Source organism: Oceanithermus desulfurans (assembly GCF_014201675.1).
In the GTDB taxonomy this organism is placed as follows: Bacteria; Deinococcota; Deinococci; order Deinococcales; family Marinithermaceae; genus Oceanithermus; species Oceanithermus desulfurans.
Map to the genome: position 1 here is coordinate 207543 of NZ_JACHEZ010000002.1, position 23794 is coordinate 231336.

The 23794-nt window shown below is 68.7% G+C and carries 25 protein-coding genes and 1 pseudogene; 12 read left to right on the plus strand and 14 right to left on the minus strand.

All coding sequences use genetic code 11. The annotated features are described in order from the left end of the window. Window positions 1–672: 672 nt before the first annotated feature. From HNQ05_RS03345 to HNQ05_RS03385, 9 genes are all read right to left on the minus strand, one after another. Window positions 673–1929: a cytochrome b gene (locus HNQ05_RS03345; RefSeq protein ID WP_147145479.1), complete on the minus strand. Its 1257-nt coding sequence runs from the start codon at window positions 1927–1929 to the stop codon at window positions 673–675. Between the two features lie 9 nt (window positions 1930–1938). After that, the gene (locus tag HNQ05_RS03350; RefSeq protein ID WP_147145477.1) at window positions 1939–2565 is read right to left on the minus strand and encodes a QcrA and Rieske domain-containing protein; all 627 of its coding nucleotides are present in this window, start codon (window positions 2563–2565) and stop codon (window positions 1939–1941) included. Next, window positions 2565–3047 (minus strand): DUF7318 family protein, encoded by a 483-nt coding sequence (locus tag HNQ05_RS03355; RefSeq protein ID WP_147145475.1) that lies wholly within the window; start codon window positions 3045–3047, stop codon window positions 2565–2567. The genes HNQ05_RS03350 and HNQ05_RS03355 overlap by 1 nt, the downstream gene beginning before the upstream one ends. A 9-nt stretch (window positions 3048–3056) precedes the next feature. After that, window positions 3057–4085, minus strand: a complete 1029-nt coding sequence (locus tag HNQ05_RS03360) for a c-type cytochrome (RefSeq protein WP_147145473.1) — start codon at window positions 4083–4085, stop codon at window positions 3057–3059. Between the two features lie 134 nt (window positions 4086–4219). After that, on the minus strand, window positions 4220–5005 hold the full coding sequence (locus HNQ05_RS03365; RefSeq protein WP_147145471.1) for a sugar phosphate isomerase/epimerase family protein: 786 nt from the start codon (window positions 5003–5005) through the stop codon (window positions 4220–4222). Next, window positions 5002–6201, minus strand: coding sequence for an ABC transporter substrate-binding protein (locus HNQ05_RS03370; RefSeq protein WP_147145469.1), 1200 nt, complete (start codon window positions 6199–6201; stop codon window positions 5002–5004). Before HNQ05_RS03370 ends, HNQ05_RS03365 begins: the two co-directional genes overlap by 4 nt. Window positions 6202–6210: 9 nt before the next feature. Then, window positions 6211–6990: a carbohydrate ABC transporter permease gene (locus tag HNQ05_RS03375; RefSeq protein ID WP_147145467.1), complete on the minus strand. Its 780-nt coding sequence runs from the start codon at window positions 6988–6990 to the stop codon at window positions 6211–6213. Then, entirely contained in the window at window positions 6990–7862 is an 873-nt protein-coding gene (locus HNQ05_RS03380; RefSeq protein WP_371862321.1) for a carbohydrate ABC transporter permease, read from the minus strand. The genes HNQ05_RS03375 and HNQ05_RS03380 overlap by 1 nt, the downstream gene beginning before the upstream one ends. 16 nt (window positions 7863–7878) lie before the next feature. Then, window positions 7879–8409, minus strand: a complete 531-nt coding sequence (locus HNQ05_RS03385) for a bioflim formation protein (protein WP_147145463.1) — start codon at window positions 8407–8409, stop codon at window positions 7879–7881. 99 nt (window positions 8410–8508) lie between these two features. Between HNQ05_RS03385 and HNQ05_RS03390 the strand changes: the two are divergent. From HNQ05_RS03390 to HNQ05_RS03415, 6 genes and pseudogenes are all read left to right on the plus strand, one after another. Beyond that, a pseudogene (locus tag HNQ05_RS03390) lies at window positions 8509–8817 on the plus strand (HsmA family protein); the annotation flags it as partial. Window positions 8818–9124: 307 nt separating this feature from the next. Beyond that, entirely contained in the window at window positions 9125–9556 is a 432-nt protein-coding gene (locus HNQ05_RS03395) for an Xre family toxin-antitoxin system antitoxin (protein ID WP_147145461.1), read from the plus strand. After that, window positions 9556–10059 (plus strand): RES family NAD+ phosphorylase, encoded by a 504-nt coding sequence (locus HNQ05_RS03400; protein ID WP_147145460.1) that lies wholly within the window; start codon window positions 9556–9558, stop codon window positions 10057–10059. The genes HNQ05_RS03395 and HNQ05_RS03400 overlap by 1 nt, the downstream gene beginning before the upstream one ends. A gap of 116 nt (window positions 10060–10175) precedes the next feature. Further along, on the plus strand, window positions 10176–10424 hold the full coding sequence (locus HNQ05_RS03405; RefSeq protein ID WP_246104075.1) for a ribbon-helix-helix domain-containing protein: 249 nt from the start codon (window positions 10176–10178) through the stop codon (window positions 10422–10424). A 3-nt stretch (window positions 10425–10427) separates the two neighbouring features. Further along, the gene (locus HNQ05_RS03410; protein WP_147145459.1) at window positions 10428–10769 is read left to right on the plus strand and encodes a type II toxin-antitoxin system PemK/MazF family toxin; all 342 of its coding nucleotides are present in this window, start codon (window positions 10428–10430) and stop codon (window positions 10767–10769) included. 242 nt (window positions 10770–11011) lie between these two features. Beyond that, window positions 11012–11782 (plus strand): restriction endonuclease, encoded by a 771-nt coding sequence (locus tag HNQ05_RS03415; RefSeq protein ID WP_147145457.1) that lies wholly within the window; start codon window positions 11012–11014, stop codon window positions 11780–11782. Between the two features lie 11 nt (window positions 11783–11793). On the opposite strand, the gene typA is transcribed toward HNQ05_RS03415, so the two are convergent. From typA to HNQ05_RS03430, 3 genes are all read right to left on the minus strand, one after another. Next, window positions 11794–13596: a translational GTPase TypA gene (typA, locus tag HNQ05_RS03420; RefSeq protein ID WP_147145455.1), complete on the minus strand. Its 1803-nt coding sequence runs from the start codon at window positions 13594–13596 to the stop codon at window positions 11794–11796. Window positions 13597–13648: 52 nt separating this feature from the next. Further along, on the minus strand, window positions 13649–14320 hold the full coding sequence (locus tag HNQ05_RS03425; protein ID WP_147145453.1) for a phosphoribosyltransferase: 672 nt from the start codon (window positions 14318–14320) through the stop codon (window positions 13649–13651). Window positions 14321–14385: 65 nt separating this feature from the next. Next, window positions 14386–16173: a 30S ribosomal protein S1 gene (locus tag HNQ05_RS03430; protein ID WP_147145451.1), complete on the minus strand. Its 1788-nt coding sequence runs from the start codon at window positions 16171–16173 to the stop codon at window positions 14386–14388. A gap of 215 nt (window positions 16174–16388) precedes the next feature. On the opposite strand from HNQ05_RS03430, the gene HNQ05_RS03435 reads away from it, so the two are divergent. Next, window positions 16389–17822 carry an FGGY family carbohydrate kinase gene (locus tag HNQ05_RS03435; RefSeq protein WP_147145449.1) on the plus strand — a complete coding sequence of 478 codons (1434 nt, stop codon included), beginning with the start codon at window positions 16389–16391 and terminating at the stop codon, window positions 17820–17822. Between the two features lie 17 nt (window positions 17823–17839). On the opposite strand, the gene HNQ05_RS03440 is transcribed toward HNQ05_RS03435, so the two are convergent. Further along, window positions 17840–18025, minus strand: coding sequence for a hypothetical protein (locus HNQ05_RS03440; RefSeq protein ID WP_147145447.1), 186 nt, complete (start codon window positions 18023–18025; stop codon window positions 17840–17842). A gap of 104 nt (window positions 18026–18129) precedes the next feature. Between HNQ05_RS03440 and HNQ05_RS03445 the strand changes: the two genes are divergently transcribed. Genes HNQ05_RS03445 through HNQ05_RS03465 form a run of 5 tightly spaced genes read left to right on the plus strand, consistent with a single transcriptional unit; the run spans window position 18130 to window position 22874 of the window. Beyond that, complete coding sequence (locus HNQ05_RS03445; protein WP_147145445.1) at window positions 18130–18966, plus strand: DeoR/GlpR family DNA-binding transcription regulator; 837 nt, start codon at window positions 18130–18132, stop codon at window positions 18964–18966. A 29-nt stretch (window positions 18967–18995) separates the two neighbouring features. Continuing rightward, entirely contained in the window at window positions 18996–20300 is a 1305-nt protein-coding gene (locus HNQ05_RS03450) for an ABC transporter substrate-binding protein (RefSeq protein WP_147145443.1), read from the plus strand. Window positions 20301–20352: 52 nt separating this feature from the next. Further along, complete coding sequence (locus HNQ05_RS03455) at window positions 20353–21246, plus strand: carbohydrate ABC transporter permease (RefSeq protein WP_183677587.1); 894 nt, start codon at window positions 20353–20355, stop codon at window positions 21244–21246. 10 nt (window positions 21247–21256) lie between these two features. Beyond that, window positions 21257–22084, plus strand: a complete 828-nt coding sequence (locus HNQ05_RS03460; RefSeq protein WP_147147380.1) for a carbohydrate ABC transporter permease — start codon at window positions 21257–21259, stop codon at window positions 22082–22084. 1 nt (window position 22085) lies between these two features. Next, window positions 22086–22874 (plus strand): HAD-IIA family hydrolase, encoded by a 789-nt coding sequence (locus HNQ05_RS03465; protein WP_147147378.1) that lies wholly within the window; start codon window positions 22086–22088, stop codon window positions 22872–22874. A gap of 56 nt (window positions 22875–22930) precedes the next feature. Here HNQ05_RS03465 and HNQ05_RS03470 read toward each other — a convergent pair whose 3' ends face one another. Further along, on the minus strand, window positions 22931–23542 hold the full coding sequence (locus HNQ05_RS03470) for a hypothetical protein (protein WP_147147376.1): 612 nt from the start codon (window positions 23540–23542) through the stop codon (window positions 22931–22933). Window positions 23543–23794 lie beyond the last annotated feature (252 nt).

Sequence of the window (23794 nt, forward strand, 5' to 3'; positions counted from 1 at the left end):
GGGTCCGCGCGGACCCGCCTTCGCCGCTGCTGCGGCCCCCTTTCCCTTTCGTCGTCCGCGCAAGGGGGCGCCGCGAGCGCGCGTCGGGTCGCGTGGCCACCGCCTCCCGCTCCTACCCCTCGCCACCCCGGGTCAGCGGCCGCTGGCCGCGCACGCCGCGGTCTTGTGGTGGCCGCCCGTCCATCCCCTTTCCGTCATCCCCGACGAGGCGCAGCGCGCCGGGGATCTTATCGTGGCCGCGCTTCAGGCGAAGGCGAGCCGGCGTACCGCCGTACCCGCTGGCGCTTCCAACCGCCGGGCCCTTGACCTTGCGCATTCCGACTCCGGGCCCGTCACGGACCTGATCCGGGATCTCGGGGACCACGCGCCCCCCTCGTTTGGGGCGACGGGTGTTCGTGGCGCCCGTGGCACGACTCCGGCCCTGTCTCGGGCTTGGTCCATCTCGCGGTCCGGGCGGCCCGCTCGTCTGGAATGCTGGGCGGCGGCGGTACCTGGCGCGTGGCGTGTAGCGAAGTCGGTGGTGGATGGGGCTGGCCCCTAAGGCAAGGACGGTGGCGGTGGAGGCCCGAGTCCCTCGGCGGCTGTGCCCGGGCGCTGGCCGCGGCGCGGCGCGGACCCCCGCTACGCGAAGAAGCCGGGCTTGCGCCCGGCCCCAGGTTCACGAAAGGCGGATCAGGCCTCTTCCAGCTCGCCGGCTTCGCCCTTGGGGGCCTTGCCCCAGTAGGAGACGATGATCAGGTAGCTGGTCAGGTAGGTGGCCAGGGTGCCCACGATGATGATCGTCCAAAGCTGCAGGTTGGAGAAGCCGAACTCCTGCTTCCAGCCCGCCAGCGAGGTGGTGAGCAGGAACGCGATCAGCGCGAAGGTCACGCTGGTGCGCACCGGGTGGCGGGTGGGCAGCTCCAGGTAGCGCTGCTTGGTCTTGCGGGTGTCGAGGAAGGGCAGCAGCACCGCGGCGATGCCCAGCAGGCCGGGCACGAGCACGCCGCCGATGAACTCGGAGTTGATGGCGGCGCCGAAGGGCAGCGGAATCTTGAGGTCGCCCGGGATGATCTGCAGGATGCCGTAGATCCAAAGGAAGTACCAGTCGGGCTTGACCGCCGGGGTGGAGGCCGTGGGCGGCCCGAAGGCCTCGACCGGGTGGGCGATGTAGCTGCCGCCGATGAAGAAGACGACGGCCAGGTAGAGCAGGAAGAGGACGCCCATCATGTAGCCCTGCTGGGGCATCATGGGCACGCCCAGGATCTTGCCCGGGGCCACCTTCTCGGCGTAGGCCGGCTGGGTGTGCTTCTGCTTGATCATGATCAGCATGTGCGCGCCGATCAGGGCCATGAGCAGCAGCGGGAACCAGAGCACGTGCAGCGAGTAGACGCGCGGGATCGAGTGCAGCGTCGGGTACTCGCCGCCGAAGATCAGCTGCGAGACCCACTCGCCGATGTAGGGCATCGAGGCGCCGATGCCGTAACCGATCTGGGTGGCGGTCACGCTGAAGGCGTCGAAGGGGAGCGAGTAGCCGGTGAAGGCGGTGACGACGCTCAGGCCCAGGAGGGCGAGGCCGAGCAGCCAGTTGAGCTCGCGCGGCTTCTTGTAGGCCCCCGAGATGAGGATGCGCAGCATGTGCAGGAAGGCCGCCGCGATCATCACGTTCGCCGACCAGTGGTGCACGCTGCGCAGCACCGCCCCGAAGGGCAACGAGTCGATGTAGAGGATGGAGGCGTAGGCGGCGGGCAGCTCGCGGCCCATGTACTTGATCAGCCGGCTCGAGGGCTCGTAGTTGAAGGTAAGGAAGATGCCGGTGAGCACCAGGGTGATGAAGGCGAACATGGTGATCTCGCCCAGGAAGAAGGAGTGGTGCACCGGGAACGCCTTGCGCAGGAACTTCTTGTTGAAGCGGGACAAGCTGAGTCGTTCATCCAACCAACGGTACATGATCCCCTCCTAGACGGCGCAGCTTCCCCCTTGGGGCTCGAGGCCGGCCACCACGCCGACCGGGCTGGTGAATCCTCCGGCGCAGACGGGCTTGTCGTCCTGCACCTGCAGCGGCAGGGCCGGCAGGGGACGCGGCGGCGGACCGCCGACCACCTTGGCCCCCTGGCGCGGGTCGTAGATGCCCTTGTGGCAGGGGCACATCAGGTCCCCTTTGTCGGGCAGCCACTCGCTCACCGTGCAGCCCAGGTGGGTGCAGATGGCCGAGTAGGCCACGGTGCCGTCGGCGGCGTATTCGGCCGTCTCGGGGCTGAGCTCGCCCGGATCGAGGCGGATGAGCAGCACCATGTTGTTGCGCTCGCCGTTCTTGATCACGCCGGTCTTGGGGTCTTTGGGGAAGGCCAGCACCGCCGGCCCCTCCTTGGGCAGGTCGGCGAAGGAGATCTCGTCGCCCTTCTTGTCCCCTTCGGCGAAGACGAAGACGTCGCCCTTCTTGGGGGGCTCGGTCTCGGGCGTCACTTCCTTCTTGGGCTTGAGCGCCCCGATGGGCACCAGCATGGAGATGGCCCCCAGACCCAGGCCCACCCCGACGGTGGCGCCCACGATGGCACGACGGGTGGTGTCGGTTTTCTTGCTCATTACCAGGGCACCTCCGAGTGTTCGTCTTCGACCAGCACCTCGTCGTCGACGAAGAACTTTTTGTAGACCACCAGCAGCAGCGTCATCACCAGCAGGATCGCCGCGGACAGCTGACCCAGGAACGACGACTTGACCGGGCCCTCGGTCAACCCGTAGAGGATGGCGCTCACGAAGAGGCCCGAAAGCCCCACGAGCAGGAGCGCAAGCACGAAGACGACGACCATCGGGGCCGCGCCTCCTTCCGCTGCCTCGCGCCCGGGGCGCAGCTCGCCGCCTTCGAGCCAGGCGGAGATGTACCCGATCGCCCCCCAGAGGAAGAAGACGATACCGAAGGTGATCAGGCCCAGCTGACCGACCGAGAGCTCTTCGGGCTGGTGGCCGGCCAAGCGGGCGATGTGCAACCCGTCCAGGTAGGCCATGTACCACAAGGCCACCCCGAACAGGATGCCAAAGAACGGTAGAACCGTGTCGTTGCGGTACATTTCCCCTCCCTATCGCTTGGCGGCGACCTCGTCCGGCGAGACCGGGCCGAAGTCGTTGCCCCAGCTGTTACGGATGTAGGTCGCGATCGCCGCGATCTGCTGGTCGTCGTACTGTCCGGCGAAGCCCGGCATGGGCACCTTGCCGTTGAGGATACGGTCGATGACCAGGTCCTTGTCGGCCAGGTTCTTGTTGCCGGCGAGGGCCGGGAAGGTGGCGACGCCCGCGCCGTTCGGCTGGTGGCAGCCGGCGCAGCTGGCCAGGTAGAGGTTCTCACCCTCGCTCATCACCGCCGGGTCCACCGCGGCCGCTGCGGCCGGTGCGGGGGCGGCCTCCTCCTCAGGCGCCGCAGCCGCGCCGCCGCCCAGCGAGCTCAGGTAGGCGCGCAGGTCGGCCAGCTCCTTGTCGGAAAGCTGGGCGAAGGGGGGCATGCCGCCGCTGGTGCCGTTCTTGACGATGCTGTCGAACTGGTCGGCGTTCTGCACGATGGGCGCGCCCGCCAGCGCCGGCCCGAAGGCCCCCTCGGCGTTGGCGCCGTGGCAGCTCGCGCACTGGGCGGCGAAGACCTCCTTGCCCGCGGCGGCGTCGCCCGCGCCCGGAGCGGCGGCCGCGGCCTCCTCCACCGGGGCGGCCCCGGTCTCCTTAACGATCTCCTTGGCGCTGGGCGCGAAGGCAAAGTAGAACCAGACGAGCCCCAGCACCAGCACCGCGCTCAGCACCGCGCCGACGATCGAGAGCCCGCCGCCGGTCTTCGGCGCCGCGTAGTCGCCGGTGACGACCTCGAACTCGACGGGTCCGCGCACCTGCTGGCCGTCGTCGAGGCCGTCGATGAAGGGGCTGGGCAGGTTGTCGACCTCGAAGTCGATGATTTCTTCCTCGACCTGACCGCCCTTGAAGGTGGTCACGACCCTGAGGGTATGAGGTCCGTCGGGGATCTGGCGGGTGTCCAGGGTGACCTTGAACGGAGGGCTGGTGAGCACCTGTAGGGGCTCTTTGGACTCGTCCAGGAAGACCTCGATCCGCTCGATGTTCTGATTCATACGTCTCCTCGCCTCCTCGTGAACCGTGGTTTTTTCGCCGCCTACAACGCGGCAACCGCGTCCTTGCTATTGTAGCCCAGCAAGGCGCGGGAGGGGCCCACGTTCAGGGGCCACCCTATCGGCGCAGGCTTAGGTCAAATGTCCCAGGCCGCGTGCAACGCCCGCAGGCTGTTTTTCACGCCCTCGACGCCTCCGGTCACCTCGAGCGCCGCCGTACCCGCGAACCCCGCGAGCGCCCCCTTGAACGCCGGGTAGGGCAGGCTTCCCGCCCCCACCGGCAGGTGGGCGTCGCGGTCGCCCAGGTTGTCGTGCAGGTGCAGGTGCAAAAGGGGCGCCCGGGAGGCCTGCATGGCCTCCAGGTAGGCGCGGATCTGCGCCTCGCCGCCCTGCACGTAGGCGTGGGGCAGGTCGAGGGTGTAGCCGAACCCCTCGCCCGCGCCCTCGACGAGGCGGACGAGCTCGGCGGGTTCCTGGAGCAGGTCATGGCGGTCGAGGGCCAGGTTCTCCACGGCCACGGGCACCGGGGGCGGGCCCAGGCGCTCGAGCGCCCGGGCGAGCCGCTCCTTCGCCGCCTCGATCAGGATCGGATGGCGCAGCGGGATCTGCCCCGTGTGCAGCACCCCCACGCGCGCGTCCACCGCGCCTGCGAACTCGAGCGCCCGCTGCATCCGCTCCAGACTGGTCGTCCAGGCTGCCTCCACCACCGAGGCCAGGTTCAGGTCCACGAAGGGGAGGTGGACGGTGAACCCCACCCCCGCGGCCCGGCCCATCTCGCGCAGCTCGCGCGCGCCCGGCAGCTGGGGGAACATCTCCTGCAGGTCCACGCTGAGCTCGATGTCGATCCCCAACTCCGCGGCGAGCGCGAAGGCCTCGCGCGGGTCCACCAGGCCGGCGGTGACCGCCGAAAACCCCAGCCTCACCGGACCTCCAGGGCCTTCTTCTGGGCCTCTTCGAGCGCCTGCCGCGGGTCGGTGCGCCCCTTGAGCGCCTTCTCCAGCGCTTCGTCCAGGTAGTCGCGCCAGACCGCGAACTGCGGCACCCGCGGCCGCGGCACCGCGCGCGCGATCTGCTCGAAGGCGACCTTGCGGTAGGGGTTCTCGGCGTAGAAGTCCTCAAGCAGCGGCAGCACCGACCGACGCAGCGGCACGTAGTAGCTGGCGTGGATCCACTCGACCAGGTTCTCGGGCTGCATCAGGAACCTCCAGAAGGCGAAGGCGCCGCGGGCCTCCTCCGCGGAGGCGCCCTTCAGCACCACCAGCTCCGCCCCGCCCATCGGCACCTTGCCGCCGGGCTCGCGGGGCACCGGGGCCACGCCCAGCTCGAAGGCGAACGAGTACTTCTCGGCCGCCGGCCAGTTGGCGATCGAGGCGAAGACCATCATCCCCTTGGTGCGCACGAAGTCGAGCTGGGCGAACTGCGCCTCGGCCAGGTTGCGCGGGATCGCGGCCTTCTTGTCCACCAGCCGCCGCAGCATCGCGAGCGCGTCCACCGCCTCGGGGCTCGCGAAGTTGGGCCGGCCGTCCGCGGTCACCAGGCTGCCGCCGCGGCTCGTGACCATGGCCTCGAAGATCCAGGAGTCGAGGATGGCGATGAACCCCTTGCTGCGCCGGGTGGTCAGCTTGAGGGCGTCGTCCTCGAAGGTCTTCCAGTCGCCCGGCACCGGCAGGCGCAGGGTGCGCAGGGCGTCGGCGTTGTAGAAGAGCACCGGCGTGGAGGTGTTGAAGGGCAGCCCGTAGCGCACCCCGTCGACCACGCCGTAGTTCCAGGGCGCCTCGAAGAAGTCGGCCACGAACTCGGGGTCCAGGCCGCCGGTAAAGGCGTCGAGCGGCTGCACTGTGCCCTCGGCCACCAGGCGCGGGAAGAAGGCGATCTCGGCCTGGTAGAGGACCGGGGCGCTGCCGGTGCGCAGCGCCGCGATCAGCTTGGTTTCGGCCTCGCGGTAGTCGCCCACGTAACGAGGAACGACCCGGTAGTCCGACTGCGCGGCGTTGAAGCGCTCGGCGAAGCGGTCGATCGCCTCGCCGGCGGGGCCGTCCATCGAGTGCCAGAACGTCACGTTCACCTGCGCCAGCGCCGGCGCCAGGACGAACAGGGCTAGGATCCACCAACGTTTCATAGCTCCACCTTAACCTTTCAGACTTCCCTCGAAGGTCTCCACGATCTTGCGTTCGAAGAGCAGGTACACCCCGGCGAGCGGCAGCGTGCCCAGGAGCGCCGCCGCCGAGAGCAGGCCCCAGTCCGAAGGGTACTTGCGCACCAGGTCGGCCATCCAGACCTGCAGCGTCCACCAGGTTTCCGAGGTCATCACCCGCGGGTAGAGGACCAGGTTCCAGTGGGCGGCGAAGGAGAGCACCCCGGCGGTGACCAGGTGCCCGGCCATCATGGGCAGCAGCACCCGCACGAGCACCACCCCCTCGCCGGCGCCGTCGATGCGCGCCGCCTCCACCACCTGCCAGGGCACGCTCCGGAGCCCCTGGTAGAGAAGGAAGACGACGAAGGGGCTGGCGGCGAAGGGCCAGACGAGCGCCCAGGGGCTGCCCAGCAGGTGGGTGCCGGCGAGGACGCCGTAGAGCGGCACCAGCAGCATCTCCGCCGGCACCGCGAGCAGGAAGAGGTAGAGGCCCAGCAGCGGCGCCCCCTCGCGCAGCGCGTAGGCCGCGGGGAAGCCGGTAAGGAGCGCCAGCGCCGTGGCCAGCCCGCTCACCCCCAGGCTGTAGACGAGCCGCCCCCAGAAGCCCTCGGGGGCCAGCGCCCGGAAGTTCTCGAGGCTGAAGCCCAGCCGGGTGATCTCGCCGGCGTAGACGAGCTCGGGCGGCAAAAAGGCGGCGTAGGCCATCCAGAGGAAGGGCAGGGCCACGGCGAAGACGAGCAGGGCGACGAAGGCGTGGCGCGCGAGGTTCCTCATCAGCGTTCCTCCATGAAGCGCGCCTGGGCGTAGGCGAGGCCCAGCGTGAGCAGCAGCAGCACGATCGTCGCCGCGGCCGCGTAGCCCAGGCGGTACTGCTCGAACCCCACCTCGTAGATGAAGTAGCCGAGCACCCGCGTGCCCCCGAAGGGTCCGCCGCGGGTGAGCAGGAAGACGGCGACGTAGGACTGCAACGTGAGGATCGTGCCCACGACGAGCAGGAAGGTGACCGCGGGCCGGAGGAGCGGCAACGTCACGTAACGCACCGCCTGCCGCGGCGTGGCCCCGTCCACCCAGGCGGCCTCCAGGAGCGAGCGGGGGATGCCCTTAAGGCTCGCCGAAACCACCAGCACCCCGTAGCCCAGGTAGCGCCAGAGGGTGAAGGCCACCACCAAGAGGAGCGCCCAGAAGGGCTCGCGGTCCCAGGCGGGCACGACCAGCCAGGCCGCGAGCGGGCTGTCCTCGGGCACCAGCGCGTACAGCAGCGTCTGCAGCGCGCCGTACTCGGGCGAGAGCAGGGTGTACCAGCTCACCGCCGCCGCAGAGAGGGTGACGAGGCCCGGGAGGAACAAGAGCCCCTTGACCCAGCGCTCGTAGGGTTGGCCCTCGAGCGCGAAGGCCACGAGCAGCGACAGCACCAGGAAGCTGGGCAGGGTGATCGCGGCGAAGGCCAGGGTGACCTGGAGGCTGTGCCAGAAGGCGGGGTCGCCGAGGAGCTCGCGGTAGTTGGCGAGGCCCACCGCCCGGGGGGCCGAGAGCCCCGACCAGTCCCAGGTGGAAAACCGCACCACCTCGACGAAGGGGTAAAGGCCGAAGACGGCCAGCACCACCAGCGATGGGGCCAGCCCCAGCCACGCGGGTTTGGGCCGGATCCTCATGCCGGAGGCGTTACCAGAGGAAGAGCAGGCTCGCCCGGAAGAGGTCGCGGTCGTTCGCGGCCAGCTCGAGCGCTACGGGGTCGTAGTAGAGCCGGAGCCCCAGCCCGTAGCTGAACAGCGAGGCGGCCAGGCTTCCCTTGGGGAAGTAGCCCACGCCCAGCTTGGCGCTGAGCGCCCCCTCGACCGGCCCCATCGGCGGCAGGTCCCAGCTGAAGCCGCCGCCCAGGTAGCCCCCGAAGGCGCCCGGGTCGGCGTAGCGCAGCTCGCCGAAGGCGCCCACGGCCATGAACTGCCCGCCCACGCTCAGGCTGGGCAGCACCAAGATCTTTCCGGTGGCGCTCACGCCCAGGCGCGGGTAGCGCACCTCCAGGTCCAGGCCGGTGTCGAGGCCCAGCGGGGCTACGGGCAGCTGCACGCCCAGCGTGAACACGCCCGCGCCCGGGTGGGCGTAGCCCAGCCCCGCGCTGTTCTCGGGGTAGGCGGGGGTGCTGGCCAGCGCCAGGCCCGCAAGCGTCCATACCAGGATCCACAATCGTTTCATACGCTCCTCCTTTTGGGTTCCATCCTACACGGACGGCACGCGGTCGCCCGGTTGCGCTATACTTTCGTAAACGCAAGGCGAGATCCAAAGGAGGGCTCCATGCCCACGAACGTGCTGTTTGCGGTGGTCTTCATCAACCTGGCGCTCGTCTTCTACACGATCGGCGTCTGGTGGGAGCGCCTTTCGGGGACGCTGCGCCCGGTCCATCTGGCCTTCTTCTGGGCGGGCTTCGTCTGCGACTCGACCGGCACCGAGGCCATGCGCCGCATCATGGGCGGACGCTTCGAGCTGAACCTGCACGGCGTCACCGGCCTGACCGCGCTGCTGCTGATGCTGGTGCACGCCCTGTGGGCCAGCTGGGTGCTGGCCAAGGGCGACGATGCCGCCAAGCACCGCTTCCACCGCTTCAGCGTGCTCGTCTGGACGATCTGGCTGGTGCCCTACTTTACGGGATACCTGCTTTCGATGCGGGGTAGGGTCGCCCGCGAACACCTCAACCCCCACACGACTCCTGCGCATCGCCCTCGTTCGCGACCCGGGCGTGGTCAGCTGGACCTCTTGCGAGGCGATCAGGGGGTGTGCGTGTCCGCGCGGGCAGGGAAGCTCACCTTTGCGGCGACGTGGCCCCGCGGTGGCTCGAACGCGCCGGCAAGTTGTTGCATCCTGTCTTTTCATGTGCGACAATATGCTATAGTCCCGGACCGAGGAGGTGCCCATGCGCACGTACACGCCGCCCAAGGACAAGCCGCCAGCCACAGAGGTCGGCGTTCGGATCAACCTCTTGACCATGACCCGCGAGATGTCCGAGGGCGTGCCCTTCCAGCTCGCCGAAGAAATACGGACGTTGCTCGACCTCAACAAAGCGAGCTTCGCCCGCAAGCTGGGGGTGGACCCCCGCACCCTGAGCCGCTTCCGCAAGAGCGGCCGGCTCAACGCCCTGGCCAGCGACCGGGTCTACCGCATCGCCAGCCTGGTGGAGGCCGCGACCGAACTGCACGAGGGGGACCAGGTCCGGGCCATTCGCTGGCTCAAGACGCCCAACCGCGCCCTCGGTGACCGCCGCCCCATCGACGCCATCGCGTCGCAGCCCGACTACGAGCGGGCCATGGACCTGATCGGAGCCCTGCAGGAAGGGGTCTTCGTCTAGTGGCCCGACGGCTTCTTTGGCGGATTACCCGTAAGGACCGGGTTCAAGGAGCATTTACGGGAAAGGGAGCCGCCAAGTACGGAGGGCGCTGGAACGAGAAGGGCACCCCGGTCGTCTACACCGCCGAGTCGCTGGCCGGCGCGATGGTGGAGCTGCTCGCCTACTACAAGGACGTGCGCACGCTCGAAACGCGCGTCTATTTCCGGATGGACGTGGACGAGGAGCTGATCTTGGGCCTTGACCCGAACGCCCTGCCCGACGATTGGCGCGCCTTCCCCTACCCGCCTTCTGCGCAAAAGATCGGCACCCTTTGGCACCGCGAGGCCCCGTCCGTGGGCTTGCGCGTCCCCTCGGTGCTGATTCCCGAAACGTACAACGTGCTGCTCAACCCCGAACACCCCGAGTTCCACCGGGTCACCATCGACGGGCCGTACCCCCTGGCCGTGGACGGGCGCCTGGCCGACCTCGTCGAGGCAGCCTACGGTCGCGGAGGAAAAGGGTGAAACAGGTGGAAGGACGCGCACTCTTGTAATCTCATGGAATTTCATGCAGCGGCGAGTCTACCTGGAGGTCCCCGGCCTCCTACCATGAGTAGGACTGGTTGTGCTACCGTAGAGGGGTGAAGACGGTCCGTAGCGCCAAGATCAGCGTGAGCCTGCCCGAGGAGTGGCTCCGTTACGTGGAGGAGTACCGCGAGCGCCACGGCCTGACGAGCCGCAGCGAGGTGTTGGTTCTGGCCTTGCGGGCCCTGCGCGAGGCCGAGCTGGCCGAGGGGTACCGGCAGATGGCGCGGGACTACGCGCAGGCCGACGAAGCGTGGGTGGACTCGGGACTCGAAGAAACGCTGGACCTCATGGACCGGGGGTAGCCGGTGCCGACCTGCTGGCGTGGCGACGTGGTGCTGGTGGACTTCGACCCGGCACGCTCCGGCGAGGCGGCCAAGACGCGCCCGGCCGTCGTGGTGTCGAGCAACGTCGTCAACGCCGCCGCCCCGGTGGTTGTGGTCGTTCCCTTAACCTCGAACCTTAGCCGGGTCTACCCCAGCGAGCTGGTGCTGCCCGCGGCCCGCATCGGCACCCGTAGCGACAGCAAAGCCCAAACGCACCTGGTCCGCCACGTGAGCAAACGCCGCGTCGTCAAGGTGATCGGGCACGTTCCCGCGGACCTCATGGAAGCGCTGGACGGACGGCTCAGAGAAGTGTTGGGGTTGTAGCCACAACCCGAAAATCCTACAGCATGGCCTAACAAGAGCGTGTCGAAATTGCCTCGCGCCAACTTGCGAAGATCAGACGATAAAAATTGTATTTATACTATTGATATGGCGAGTGACAGGCTGCGGAGGCAGGGCGAGCTGGTCAAGGGCGTACTCGAGTTGCTTATCGAGAATCCTGACGGACTTCAGGCAAAAGACGCGATCTCTAAGTTGAAATCGGTTGTTCCGCCTACCCCCGCGAGATGGGTGAATACGATAGCGCCCCTGGCGTCATGCGATACGACAGAGATGTGCGCATTGCCACAATTCCCGCGGTCAAAGCCGGTTGGATAAACAAGACAAAAACGGGTCAATGGAGCGTTACGGACAAAGGTAGAAAAGCTCTCGAAAAGTATTCTGACCCCGAAGAAATGGGGCGCGATTTACGAAAAATCTACAATGAGTGGAGGCGAAAACACAAGAAGCCCAAGTCGCCGACACCGGCAGTCGACGAAGGTATCAGTGAGCAAGAGGTTGAACATGCAGCCATAGCGTTGGAAGAAGCACGCGAGAGCGCCTGGTTAGAAATTCAAGATTACCTACACAGGCTAGACCCCTACGATTTTCAGAAACTTGTTGCAGCATTGCTTCGTGGCATGGGCTACCACGTGGATTGGGTTGCTCCGCCCGGACCCGACAGGGGCATCGACATCATCGCCCACCAAGACCCGCTAGGTGTGTCCGGTCCCCGGATTAAGGTTCAGGTTAAGCGCCAGGCTTCGCGGGTAGACGTAAAAGATATGCGTGGCTTCATTGCGGTATTGGGAGAGGGCGATATTGGTGTATTTGTAAGCATCGGGGGCTTTACCCGAGAAGCCGAAAACGAGGTCAGGCGCCTCGAAAACCGTAGGGTCATGCTTGTCGATATAGAGCGATTGGTTGAGTTGTGGATCGAATACTATAAAACCATCCCTGAGGAATACCGTCGTTTGCTGCCGCTCATACCTGTCTACTTTTTGGATGCGCGCGACTAATAAGCCGGGGGCTACCTCGGCTCTTTGCCCCGCTCCACCCGCTTGCGCTGGCCGGGGTCGAGCACGGCCTTGCGCAGGCGCAGGCTACGCGGCGTGACTTCCAGCAACTCGTCGGGGGCCAAGAACTCAAGCGCCTCCTCGAGCGTCATCCGGCGCGGCGGGACCAGCTTGATGTTCTCGTCGGAGCCGGCGGCGCGCACGTTGGTCAGCTTCTTGTTCTTGGTCACGTTGACGTTCATGTCGCCCTCGCGGGCGTTCTCGCCCACGATCATCCCCACGTACACCTCGGTGCCGGGCTCGATGAAGAAGGTCACCCGCTCCTGCAACTTGAACAGCGAGTAGGCGAAGGCCACGCCGTTTTCCATGGAGACGGCGCTGCCGGTGGTGCGGGTCTTCAGCTCGCCGGCGTAGGGGCCGTAGCCGTGGAAGGTGTGGCTCGAGAGGCCCTCGCCGCCGGTCAGGCTGAGGAGCTGGCTGCGAAAGCCGAACAGCGCCCGCGCGGGCACCACGTATTCGGCGCGGATGCGGCCGCCCGTAGGCTCCATCTGCTGCATCTCGGCCTTGCGCTGGCCCAGGTTCTCCATCACCCCGCCAAACTTGGCCTCGGGCACGTCCACCACCAGGTACTCGTAGGGCTCGAGCCTGCGGCCGCCTTCGTACTTGAAGAGCACCTGGGGCTGGCCCACGGTGAACTCGTAGCCCTCGCGCCGCATCTGCTCAAAGAGCACGCTCAAGTGCATTTCGCCGCGGCCGCGCAGCTCGAAGGTGTCGGGCCGTGGCTCGACCAGGCGCAGCGCCACGTTGGTCTCCAGTTCGCGGTAGAGCCGCTCGGCCAGCTGGCGGCTGGTCACGTACCGGCCCTCACGGCCGGCGAAGGGCGAGGTGTTGGGGGTGAGGGTGATGGCCACGGTGGGCTCGTCGACGACCAGGCGCGGAAGCGGCTCGGGGTGGAGCTTGTGGGTGACGGTGTCGCCGATCTGCACCCCCTCCATCCCCGCCAGCGCCACGATGTCGCCGGTGAGGACCTCGGTGGTCTCCAGGCGGCTGAGGCCCTGGTGGGTGAAGGCGGCCGTCACCTTGACCTTGCGCGGCTCGCCGGCGGCCCCGACGATGACCACCGTCTCGCCCTTGCTGACCGAGCCGCGGTGCACCTTGCCGATGGCGATCTTGCCCAGGTAGCTGGAGTAGTCCAGGTTGGCCACCCGCAGCTGGAAGGGGCCTTCCTCGACCCGCGGCTCGGGGATGTGTTCGAGGATCGTCTCGAAGAGCGGGGTCAGGTCGCGCGGCTCCTCACCTTCGCGCCAGGCCCGGCCCTCGCGACCGACGGCGTAGAGGTAGGGGAAGTTGGCCTGCTCGTCGGTGGCCCCCAGCTCGACCATCAGGTCGAAGGTCTCGTTCAGCACCTCCTCGGCCCGGGCCTCGGGCTTGTCCACCTTGTTGAGCACCACGATGGGCATAAGCCCGGCCTCGAGCGCCTTCTGCAGCACGAAGCGGGTCTGCGGCATGGGGCCTTCGGCGGCGTCGACGAGGAGCAGCACCCCGTCGACCATCGAGAGCGCCCGCTCCACCTCGCCGCCGAAGTCGGCGTGGCCGGGGGTGTCGACGATGTTGATCTTGACGCCGTTCCAGACCACGGCGGTGTTCTTCGCGAGGATGGTGATCCCGCGCTCGCGCTCGAGCTCGCCGGTGTCCATGATCAGTTCGTCGTCTTCGTGGCCCCGCCCGAGCGCGTGGGCCTGTTTCAGCATCGCGTCGACCAGGGTGGTCTTCCCGTGGTCGACGTGGGCAATGATGGCAAGGTTGCGGAGTTCCATAAAACAACGCATCATACCCGATTCCGGCGATTTTGCCCAGGCGCGCTGCACCTCAGCCGCGCAGCAGCGCCGCCACCTCGTCCAGGCTCAGGTCGCGCCAGCGCCGGTAGGCGTCGGCCACGGCGAAGGGCGGGCCGGGGCGCAGGTTGGCGACCCAGACCCGGTCGGCGGCTGCGGCCACGCGCCGGGCCGCGTCCCGGGAGGCCGTGGGCACGGCCACCTCCACCCGTTCCGCACCGCGGGCGCGGGCCTCGCGCACGGCCACGAGCATCGTCGAACCGCTGGCCAGACCGTCGTCGACGACGAGCACCGCGCGCCCTTCCAGGTCGGGCGGCGGACGGTCCCCGCGGAGGCGGCGGACGCGCCGGGCGAGGTCTTTCCGCTCGTGTTCGACGACGCGGGCCACCGCCTGGGGGCCCAGAACCGCGGCCGCCTCGGGGTCGACGAGCAGCTCGCCGCCCTCGCCCAGGGCGCCGAAGCCGGCCTCGGGGTTGTCCGGGTAGTGCAGCTTGCGCACGAAGATCAGGTCCAGGGGGAGCTCCAGACCCCGGGCCAGCTCGAGCCCCACCGGCACGCCCCCGGCGGGCACGGCCAGCACGATGCCGCCCGCGGCCCGCTTCCACGCGGGCGCCAGCCAGCGCGCCAGCACCCGCCCGGCGTCCGCCCGGTCCTCGAAGACCCGGCTTTGCCCCTCCAGCTCGGGCAGCGTGCGCGCCTCGCCCATGGCTCCAGCCTCAGGATAGAACGAAAAGCCCCCGCGCACGGCGGGGGCCCGGGTTCGGGTGAGGCTCAGGCTTCGCTCTCGCCCGCCGGCTCCGCCGGCGCTTCCTCTTCGAGGCCCAGGTCGGCCAGCAGGTCGCCGTAGAGGTCGCCCAGCTTGACGCTGGTGTTGCTCTCGCCGCCGACGAACGAGCCCAGGTCGGCCCCCTGCGCAGTGGCGATGCCGGGCAGCTCGCGCTCGCGGCGCGGACCGCGCGGACCGCCGCGCTTGGGCCCGCCCTTGGCCTTCTTCTGGCGGGGGCGGCGCTTCTTTTCCTGCTCCTCGTCCTCGGTGGGCACCGGGGGCGGCAGCAGGCGCTTGCGCGAAAGCGAGACGCGCTGGTCGGTGGCGTCGATGTTGAGGACGACGACCTCCAGCTCCTCGCCCTTCTTGAACTTCTCGGCGGGGTTGTCGATGTGCTCGTAGTCGAGCTCGGAGATGTGCACCAGGCCCTCGATGCCGTCTTCGATCTCGACAAAGACGCCGAAGTCGGTCACGCCGGTGATCTTGCCCTTGACCACGGTGCCCGGCGGGTACTTCTCGGGCAGCTCCTTCCAGGGGTCGGGCAGGGTCTGGCGCAGGCCCAGGCTGAGGCGGCGCTGCTCGGGGTCGATGCGCAGCACCACGGCCTCGACCTCCTCGCCCTCCTTGAGGACCTCGGAGGGATGGCGCGGCCGCTTGGTCCAGCTCATCTCGGTGATGTGGATCAGGCCCTCCAGCCCCGGCTCGATCTCGACGAAGGCGCCGAAGGGGGTGAGGCCCACGACCTTGCCCTTGATGCGCTGGCCCACCTCGTACTTCTCGGCGGCGGTCTGCCAGGGATCGGGGGTGAGCGCCTTGATGCTCAGGTTGACGCGCTCGCGCTCACGATCCACCGAGAGCACTTTGGCCTTGACCACGTCGCCCACCTTGACGACCTCACGCGGGTGCTCGAAGCGGCCCCAGGAGAGCTCGCTGCGGTGAATCAGGCCGTCGATCGCGCCCAGGTTGACGAAGGCGCCGAAATCGGTCACCTCGACGACCTTGCCCTCCACCTCGGCGCCGGGCTCGAGGCCTTCCAGCACCTCGGCGCGCTTCTTCTTCTGGTCTTCCTCGAGCAGCACCCGCCGCGAGAGAATGACCCGGCCCTTCTTGCGGTTGATCTCGGTGATCTTGACCGGGATCGTCTGCCCCACGAACTCGTCGAGCTCGGCCACCCGCTTGATGTCGACCTGCGACGCGGGAATGAAGGCGCGCACGCCCTCCAGGTAGGCCACCAGGCCGCCGCGCACCTTCTCGCGCACGGTCACCTCGACGGGCTCGCCCTTCTCGGCCAGCTCCACGATCTTGCGCCAGGCCTTGTCGGCCTCGGCACGCTTCTTGGAAAGGATGATGACGTTATTGGGAAGGTCGACGCGCACCACGTAGACCTCGACCTCGTCCCCGGGTTTGAGCATCTGCTTGAGCTCTTCCTCGGAGAGGGGTTCTTCGGTCAGCTGGTTGAACGGGATGATGCCTTCGACCTTTGCGCCTACGTCGACCGCCACCCCTTCGCTGCCCACGAAGACGACCCGGCCGGTCAGCACCTGGCCGCGGCGCACCTTGGCGCCCAGCCTGGACTCGGCCTCCTGGAGCGCCTGCTCCATCGTCATCTCGGCCGGAGCGGCGGGCTCGGCCGCCGGCGCGGCCTCCGGAGCCTCGGCCTCGGCGGGCTCGGCCGCAGGCGTTTCCGCCGCGGGCGCCTTCACCTCGGCCTCGCTGGCCTGAGCTTCGGGGGCTTGGGTTTCGGGGGTTTCGGTTCCGGCCTCCGCCGGGGTCTTGGGTTCCTTGTCTTCCATCCGCCTGTATCCTCCTGTGCGCCGCCCGCGGGCGGCCGCGTCGCGTCAAGTCCCCCAGAGGGTGCTCCCCCTTTAGCGCACGGCGCTTGGATTTGGTGAACCCGGGGTCTTGGGCGACGCTTGGCCCCTGTGGGGCATACCAACCCTTTATAGCACATCCCGGCCGGGAGGGCCACTCCCGCGCGGGGGTTGTAGGCTGGGTTCGAGGAGTGCGCATGCCCCGACCCGAGCCGGAGACCGCCTTCCTGGTCGTCGACCAGGGCGGCCACGCCAGCCGCGCCTTCATCTTCGACGCGCGCGGGCGGACGCTCGCCGCCGCGACGCGCGCGATCCGCGCCCGTAGGCCCGACGACCTGCGGGCCGAGTACGACGGCGCGGAGCTCTGGGCGCAGGTGGCCGCGGCGGTGGACGAGGCCCTCGCCGCCGCGCCCGTCGCGCCCGTCGCCGCGGGGCTGGCCACCCAGCGCTCCAACGCCGCCTGCTGGGACCGGACGACGGGCGAGCCCCTGGGCCCGGTGCTCAGCTGGCAGGACCGCCGCGCCTGGCGCGCGGTGGAGCGGCTGCGGGGGCGCGAGGCCTGGATCCACGAACGCACCGGTCTCTTCCTGACGCCCCACTACGGCGCCAGCAAGCTGCGCTGGTGCCTGGACCACCTGCCCCGGGTGCGGCGGGCCCACGAGGAGGGGCGGCTGGGCTACGGGCCCATGGCCGCCTGGCTCGCGGGGCGGCTGGCGGGCGGGGCGGCGCGCGGGGCCGACGTGGTGAACGCCAGCCGCACCCAGCTGGTGGCCCTGGAGACGCGCGACTGGGACGACGAGCTGCTGGCGCTGTTCGGGCTGCCGCGTGACCCGCTGCCCCCGGTGGTGCCGAACGCCTGGGGCTTCGGGGCCCTGGCGGCCGCGCCGGAGGTGCCGCTGGCGCTCGTCACCGGCGACCAGAACGCCGCCCTCTTCGCCTACGGCGAGCTGGACGAGGCCACCGCCTACGTCAATGCCGGCACCGGCGCCTTCGTGCTGCGGGCCACCGGCCCCCGGCTGGTGCGGGCCGGGCGGCTGCTCTCGGGGGTGCTGCACGCGGACGGGGAGCGGGTGGAGTACGTGCTCGAGGGCACGGTCAACGGCGCCGGCTCGGCGCTGGCCTGGTTCGAGCGGACCTACGCGGTGGAGGACCTGACCCAACGCCTCGAGGGCTGGCTGGCGCAGGTGCCGGTGAGCCCGCTCGTCTTCCTGAACGGCGTCTCCGGACTGGGCTCGCCGTTCTGGCGGGCGCGCTTCCCGGTGCGCTTCGAGGGCGAGGGCGGCCTCGCCGAGCGGGCCGCGGCCGTGGTGGAGAGCATCGTCTTCATGCTGGCCGTCAACCTGGAGGAGCAGGCCCGCTACCTGCCCGCGCCAAAGCGCATCCGCCTGACCGGCGGGCTGGCGAACCTGGGCGGGCTGGCCCAGCGGCTCGCCGACCTGGCGGGGCTCGTGGTGGAGCGGCCGCCGGGGCTCGAGGCCACGGCCCGAGGCACCGCCTTCCTGCTCGCCGGGCGGCCGACGGACTGGGAGGCGGGCGGCGCCCCCGACGTCTTCGAGCCGCGCCCCAACCCGGGGCTCGAGGCGAACTACGAGCGCTGGCGGACGGCGGTGGAGCGCGAACTCGGCCGCTGACGCCGCCGGCTCCGGGTTCAGCCGCCGCGCGAGCGGTAGATGAGGGCGAGCAGGCCGTAGGAGACCGCGAACCCCACCAGGAAGCCCAGCAGCAGCCCCGGGGCGGTCAGGGGATCCTCACCCCCGCGGAGCGCGAAGAAGGTGCCCACCGTGCCGCCGGCGGCCCCGAAGAGCGCGACCGTGGCCCGCTGTTTCGCGTTCATGCCCTCCAGTCTAACGCGCCGTCGGAGCCGGGTCTTGTAGGCCCTCCAGACGGGGCGGCCGGGCGGTGCTAGAATGCAAAGGAAGAAAAACGCAAGAGGTTGCCATGAACCGCAAAAGGAAGCGGGTTTCCCCGCTCACCGAGCAGCGCCGGCGCCTGATTCTGGAGCGGGTGCGGGCGTGGGGTGAGGTGCGCACCTCGGAGCTCGCGGGGTTGTTCGGCGTCTCGGCGATGACGATCCGCAACGACCTGAACGCTCTCAGCGAGGCCGGGGCGCTCAAGCGCACCCACGGCGGCGCCGTCTCCAACGAGCCGATCGCCCGCGAACCCTCGTACAAAGACAAGGAAACGCAACGCAGCGCCGAGAAGGCGCGCATCGGCCGCGCGGCCGCGGGCGAGCTGGAAGAGGGCGCGGTGGTCTTCGTCGGCAACGGGACGACGACGATGCAGCTGGTGCGGCACCTGCCCCGCTTCGAGCGGCTGGCCGTCTTCACCAACGCCCTCAACCACGCGGGGGCGCTGCTGGAACGCTCGGGGGTGAGCGTCTACGTGGTGGGGGGCTACCTGCGCGGCGTCTCCTACGGCATGGTGGGCGGGCTGGCGCGGCGGGCGCTCGAGGGCGTCTTCTTCGACGCCGCCTTCGTGGGGGTGAACGGGGTCTCACTCGAGCACGGCTTCACCCTGCCCTCGCTCGAGGAGGCCGAGGTGATGGCCGAGGTGGTGCACCGCGCCCGCCGCACCTTCGTGCTGGCCGACCACAGCAAGTTCGGCGTCGTCACCCACGCGCGCGTCGCCGACCTGGGCGGCGTGGACGCGGTGATCACCGACCGGCCGCCGCCCGCCGAGTTCGTGCGCGCGTTCGGCGAGCTGGACGTGCGCCTCACGGTCGCGGAAGGGGGTGGGAGCGAAGGCAAAGGAAGCTGGCTCGAGGACACGGCCTGACCGGCTAAAGGAAAGGGGAGGTGCAGTTCATGAAACAAGGCATGCGATTCGGCCTGGCGGCTCTGCTGGCGCTTGCGCTCTTCGGCACGGCCCTGGCCAAGAAGGTGGAGATCACCTGGTGGCACGCGATGAGCGGCTCGCGGCTGAAGGTGGTCGAGGCGATCGTCGACGAATTCAACGCCACCCATCCCGACATTCAGCTGAACGCCCTCTACACCGGCAAGTACGCCGAGACCCTGACCAAGTACGTGGCCGCCTACCGCACCGGTACCGCGCCCAACCTCGTGCAGGTCTACGAGGTGGGCACGCAGACGATGCTCGACAGCGGCGCGATCGTGCCCGTGTACAAGATCCCGGGCATGCTCGGCGAGGAGTGGGACTGGGCGCAGTACGTCATCCCGATCACCAACTACTACTCGACCGACGGCAACCTCTGGTCGATGCCCTTCAACTCCTCCACCGCGATGCTCTACTACAACAAGGACCTCTTCAAGAAGGCGGGGCTCGACCCCAACAAGCCCCCGCGGACCTGGAAGGAGGTCGAGGAGTACGGCAAGAAGCTGGTGGAAAGCGGCGTGGTGGACCACGCGCTCTCGTTCGGCTGGCCCGGCTGGGTCTTCGAACAGATGTTCGCCTACCACAACCAGCTCTTCGCCGACCACGAGAACGGCCGTAAGGGGCGCGCCGAGAAGGTGCTCTTCAACGGGCCCTTCGGGCAGATGGTGCTCGAGACCTGGACCCGGCTGGCCAAGGAAAAGGTCTTCCTCTACGGCGGTCCCGAGTACTCGGCCAACACCGCCTTCGTGGGCGGGCAGATCGCCATGCTGATCCAGTCCACCTCGTCGCTGGCGGGCATCACCAAGGGCGCCGACTTCCAGGTGGGCACCACCTTCCTGCCCCGCTTCGAGGGCTACCCGCGCGGCAACTCGGTGATCGGCGGCGGCAGCCTCTGGGTCACCAAGGGCCAGAGCAAAGAGGAGCTGGCGGCGGTCTGGGAATTCCTCAAGTTCCTGGCGCGCGAGGACGTGGCTGTGCAGTGGCACAAGGGCACCGGCTACTTCCCCACCGTGAACAACGCGGTGCAGGCGCTCCTCAACGAGGGCTGGTTCAGCAAGGACCAGAACTACCTCACCGCCTTCCTGCAGATCCTCTCGGGGCGGCGCGACACCCCGGCGGCCACCGGCGTACGCCTCGGCCCCTTCGTGCAGATCCGCGAGATCGAGCGGGCCGCGATCGAGAAAGCCGTCTCGGGCAAGGTCACGCCCAAGCAGGCGCTGGACGAGGCGGCGGCCAAGGCCAACCAGCTGCTGGCGCAGTACAACAAACTGCACTAGCCCGCCCGGAGCGCGGGGCGCGCGCCCCGCGCTCCCCCCCAAGGAGCCGCCCATGATCGAGGAACGCTTTCCCGGTCACCCCTACCTGCCCTACCTGCTCGTCTTCCCTTCGCTCGCGGTCATCGTCATCTTCCTGATCTACCCCTTCGCCGAGAGCGTCTGGGGGTCGTTCTACATCACCTCCTTCTTCGGCAACAAGAAGGTCTTCGTAGGGCTCGAGAACTACATCGAGCTCTTCCGCTCGCCCGACTACCTGCAAAGCGTCGTGGTCACCCTTTACTTCTCCGCCTTCGTGGTCGTCGTCGGGCTGGCGGCCTCACTGGGCATTGCGCTCCTGCTCAATCAGCGCATCGGCGGACTGGGCCTCTATCAAATCCTGCTCGTCTGGACCTATTCGATCTCGCCCGCGGTCGCGGGGGTGATCTGGGCGCTGCTCTTCGCGCCCGCCACCGGGCTGGTGCCCTGGCTGGCGGGGCTGCTGGTCCCCGGCTACACCCTCAACTGGATGACCAACGGGCCGCTGGCGCTCTTCGTCGTCTCGCTCGCGGCCACCTGGAAGATGCTCGGGTACAACATCGTCTTCTTCCTCGCCGGCCTGCAGAACATCCCCGAGGAGCTCATCGACGCCGCGCGCGTGGACGGCGCCGGCCCCTGGCTCAGCTTCCGCTACATCACCCTGCCGATGCTCAGCCCCACGACGACCTTCCTGCTCTTCATGAACATGCTCTACGCCTTCTTCCAGGTCTTCGGCCTGATCGACATCATGACCCAGGGCGGCCCCGGCGACGCCACCAACGTGCTCGTCTACAACCTCTACCGCGACGCCTTCATCCACCTGGACTCGGGGCGCGCCAACGCCCAGTCGGTGATCATCTTCATCGTCATCGCCATCGCCGCCATGCTGCAGCTGCGCGTGGCCACCCGCAAGGCGGTGTACGCCCGGTGAGGAGGCGCAGATGACCCGTTCCGCACGCCTGAAGCTGCTCACCCACCTGGCGCTGATCGCGCTGGTGGTGCTGCTTGCCTTCCCCGTCTACTACGCGCTGGTTACCAGCACCCTCACCTTCCGCGAGGCCTACCAGTACCCACCGCGGCTGCTGCCCGGGGGCGAGCTCTGGCACAACCTGCAGGAGGCCTGGGTGCGCGCCAAGTTCGGCCGCCTTTTTTTCAACAGCACCGTGATCTCGCTGGTGGTGGCCTTCGTGAAGATCGTGCTCTCGCTGCTGGCCGCCTTCGCCTACACCCACTTCCGCTTCCGCGGCGCCGGCTTTCTCTTCGCGCTCAGCATGATCACCCAGATGCTGCCGCTGCCGGTGCGCATCCTGCCCACCTACGAGCTGATGGACCGCTTCCACTGGATCAACACCTACTACGCGCTCACCGTACCCTTCTTCGCCAGCACCACCGGCATCCTGCTCTTCCGCCAGTTCTACCTGACCGTTCCGCGCGAGCTCTCCGACGCCGCGCGCGTGGACGGCGCCGGCCCGATGCGCTACTTCTGGCAGATCCTGGTGCCGCTTTCCCGTACCAACATCGCCGCCTTGTTCGTGATCGAGTTCATCTTCATGTGGAGCCAGTACCTCTGGCCCCTGATCGTCACCAACACCGCCGACATGCGGGTGGTGCAGATCGGGCTGAAGATGCTGATCGCCAGCGAGCAGATCGCCCCCGAGTGGAACGTGATCATGGCGGGCACGGTGATCGCGATGGTGCCGCCGCTGGTGGTGCTGATCGCGCTGCGCAAGAGCTTCGCCCAGGGCATCGCCATGCAATCGGAGAAGTGACGTGGGCCTCCAGGGCTACCTCCTCGACCTCGACGGCACCGTCTACCTGGGCGAGCGCCTGATCCCGGGGGCCGACCGGGCCGTCGCCGAGCTGCGCCGGCGGGGGCGGCGGATCGTCTTCCTCTCGAACAAGCCGCTCCACACCCGCGCCGACTACGCCGAAAAGCTGACCCGGCTGGGCGTGCGGGCGACCGAGGACGACGTGATCCACTCCTCCTACGTGATGGCGCGTTACCTGGCGCACGAACGTCCGGGGGCGCGCGTCTTCGCCATCGGCGAGCCGCCGCTGCTCGCCGAGCTGGAGGCCGCGGGGCTCGAGCTCACCGACGACCCCGAACGCATCGAGTTCGTGGTGGCGGCCTTCGACCGCACCTGCACCTGGGACAAGCTCAACACCGCCTTCCAGGCCATCCGCCGGGGGGCGCGCTTCGTGGCCACCAACCCCGACCCCACCTGTCCGGTCGAAGGGGGCGAGATCCCCGACGCCGCGGCCGTCATCGCCGCGCTCGAGGCGACGACCGGGAAGAAGGTGGAGGCGGTGGTGGGCAAGCCCTCGCCCCACACCGTACGGGCGGCGCTCGAGCGCCTGGAGCTGCCGCCCGAGCGCGTGGCCATGGTGGGCGACCGCCTGGGCACGGACATCCTGATGGCCCGTCGCGCCGGGCTCGTGGGCATCCTCACCCTCTCCGGCGTGACCCGCCCCGAGGAGCTCGACTGGGCCGACGTGAAGCCGGACTACGTGATCGAGAGCCTGGCCGAGCTGCCGGAGCTGGACGCGCGGCTCGGCTGACGGCCAGAAAAGCCAAGGGGCCCGCGGTGGCAGGCCCCTTTCGGCGGTTGGGGAGTTTAGTCGTCGTCGCTGCCGTGGTCGTCGCCGTCGTCGTGGCTGCGGTCGCTGTTGTGGTCGCTGCCGTGGTCGTCGTCCGACATGCTGCCTTGGCCGCGGTCGTGGTCGCCGTCACGGTCGTTCTGGTAGTCGCCGTCGTGGCTGCGGTCGCCGTCCGAGCCGTCGTGCTCGTAGTCGCCGCGGCTCTGGCCGTGGTCGTCGTCCTCGAAGGAGCCGTCCTCCGAACCGTGGCCCACGACGGCGCGGATCAGGTGCTCGAGCTTCACCGGGCGGTCGCCGATCGTCACGTAGGCGTCGGGCGAGGAGTCGCCGCTACCGCCTGCGATCCACTCCACGGGACCCTCGAAGACGGTCTGCCCCTGGGCGTCCGTGAGCTTGACGCTCGCGGCCTGCCGCAAGACGGCGTCGTCCGCCTCGTTCGTGAAGGTATCGCTCCAAACGACGTTGCCGTCCGCGTCGTAAAGGAAGATGGACGTCGCCTGGAGGACGATCTGCGGCGGGACGTCGTCCGTGCTCTGGGGGTTGGGGGCCTGGGTGCCGATGGCCAGGGCCGCGCCCACCAGCAGAAGGGCGGCGGCGATCAGGGTGGTGTGGATGCGTGTCCGTTTCATGACGCCCTTAGGGTGCGCCCCGGGGGTAAACGGAAGGTTACCGCCGCATTATCCACCTGTTAACGCGCCCCGTCGGGGATGAGACCTTGCGCGTCCGGAGCCTAAAGCAATGGCGCCGGCGGCAACCCCCTGGCGCAACCCTGACGAACCCGCCTCCATGCCGTTTTCCACACGGTGCCGCGGGCTCGTCGCCCTTTGCCAGGGCTCACCTCTACTGGGGCATAACGGAAAGGAGGTGTGCGCGCCGCTCCG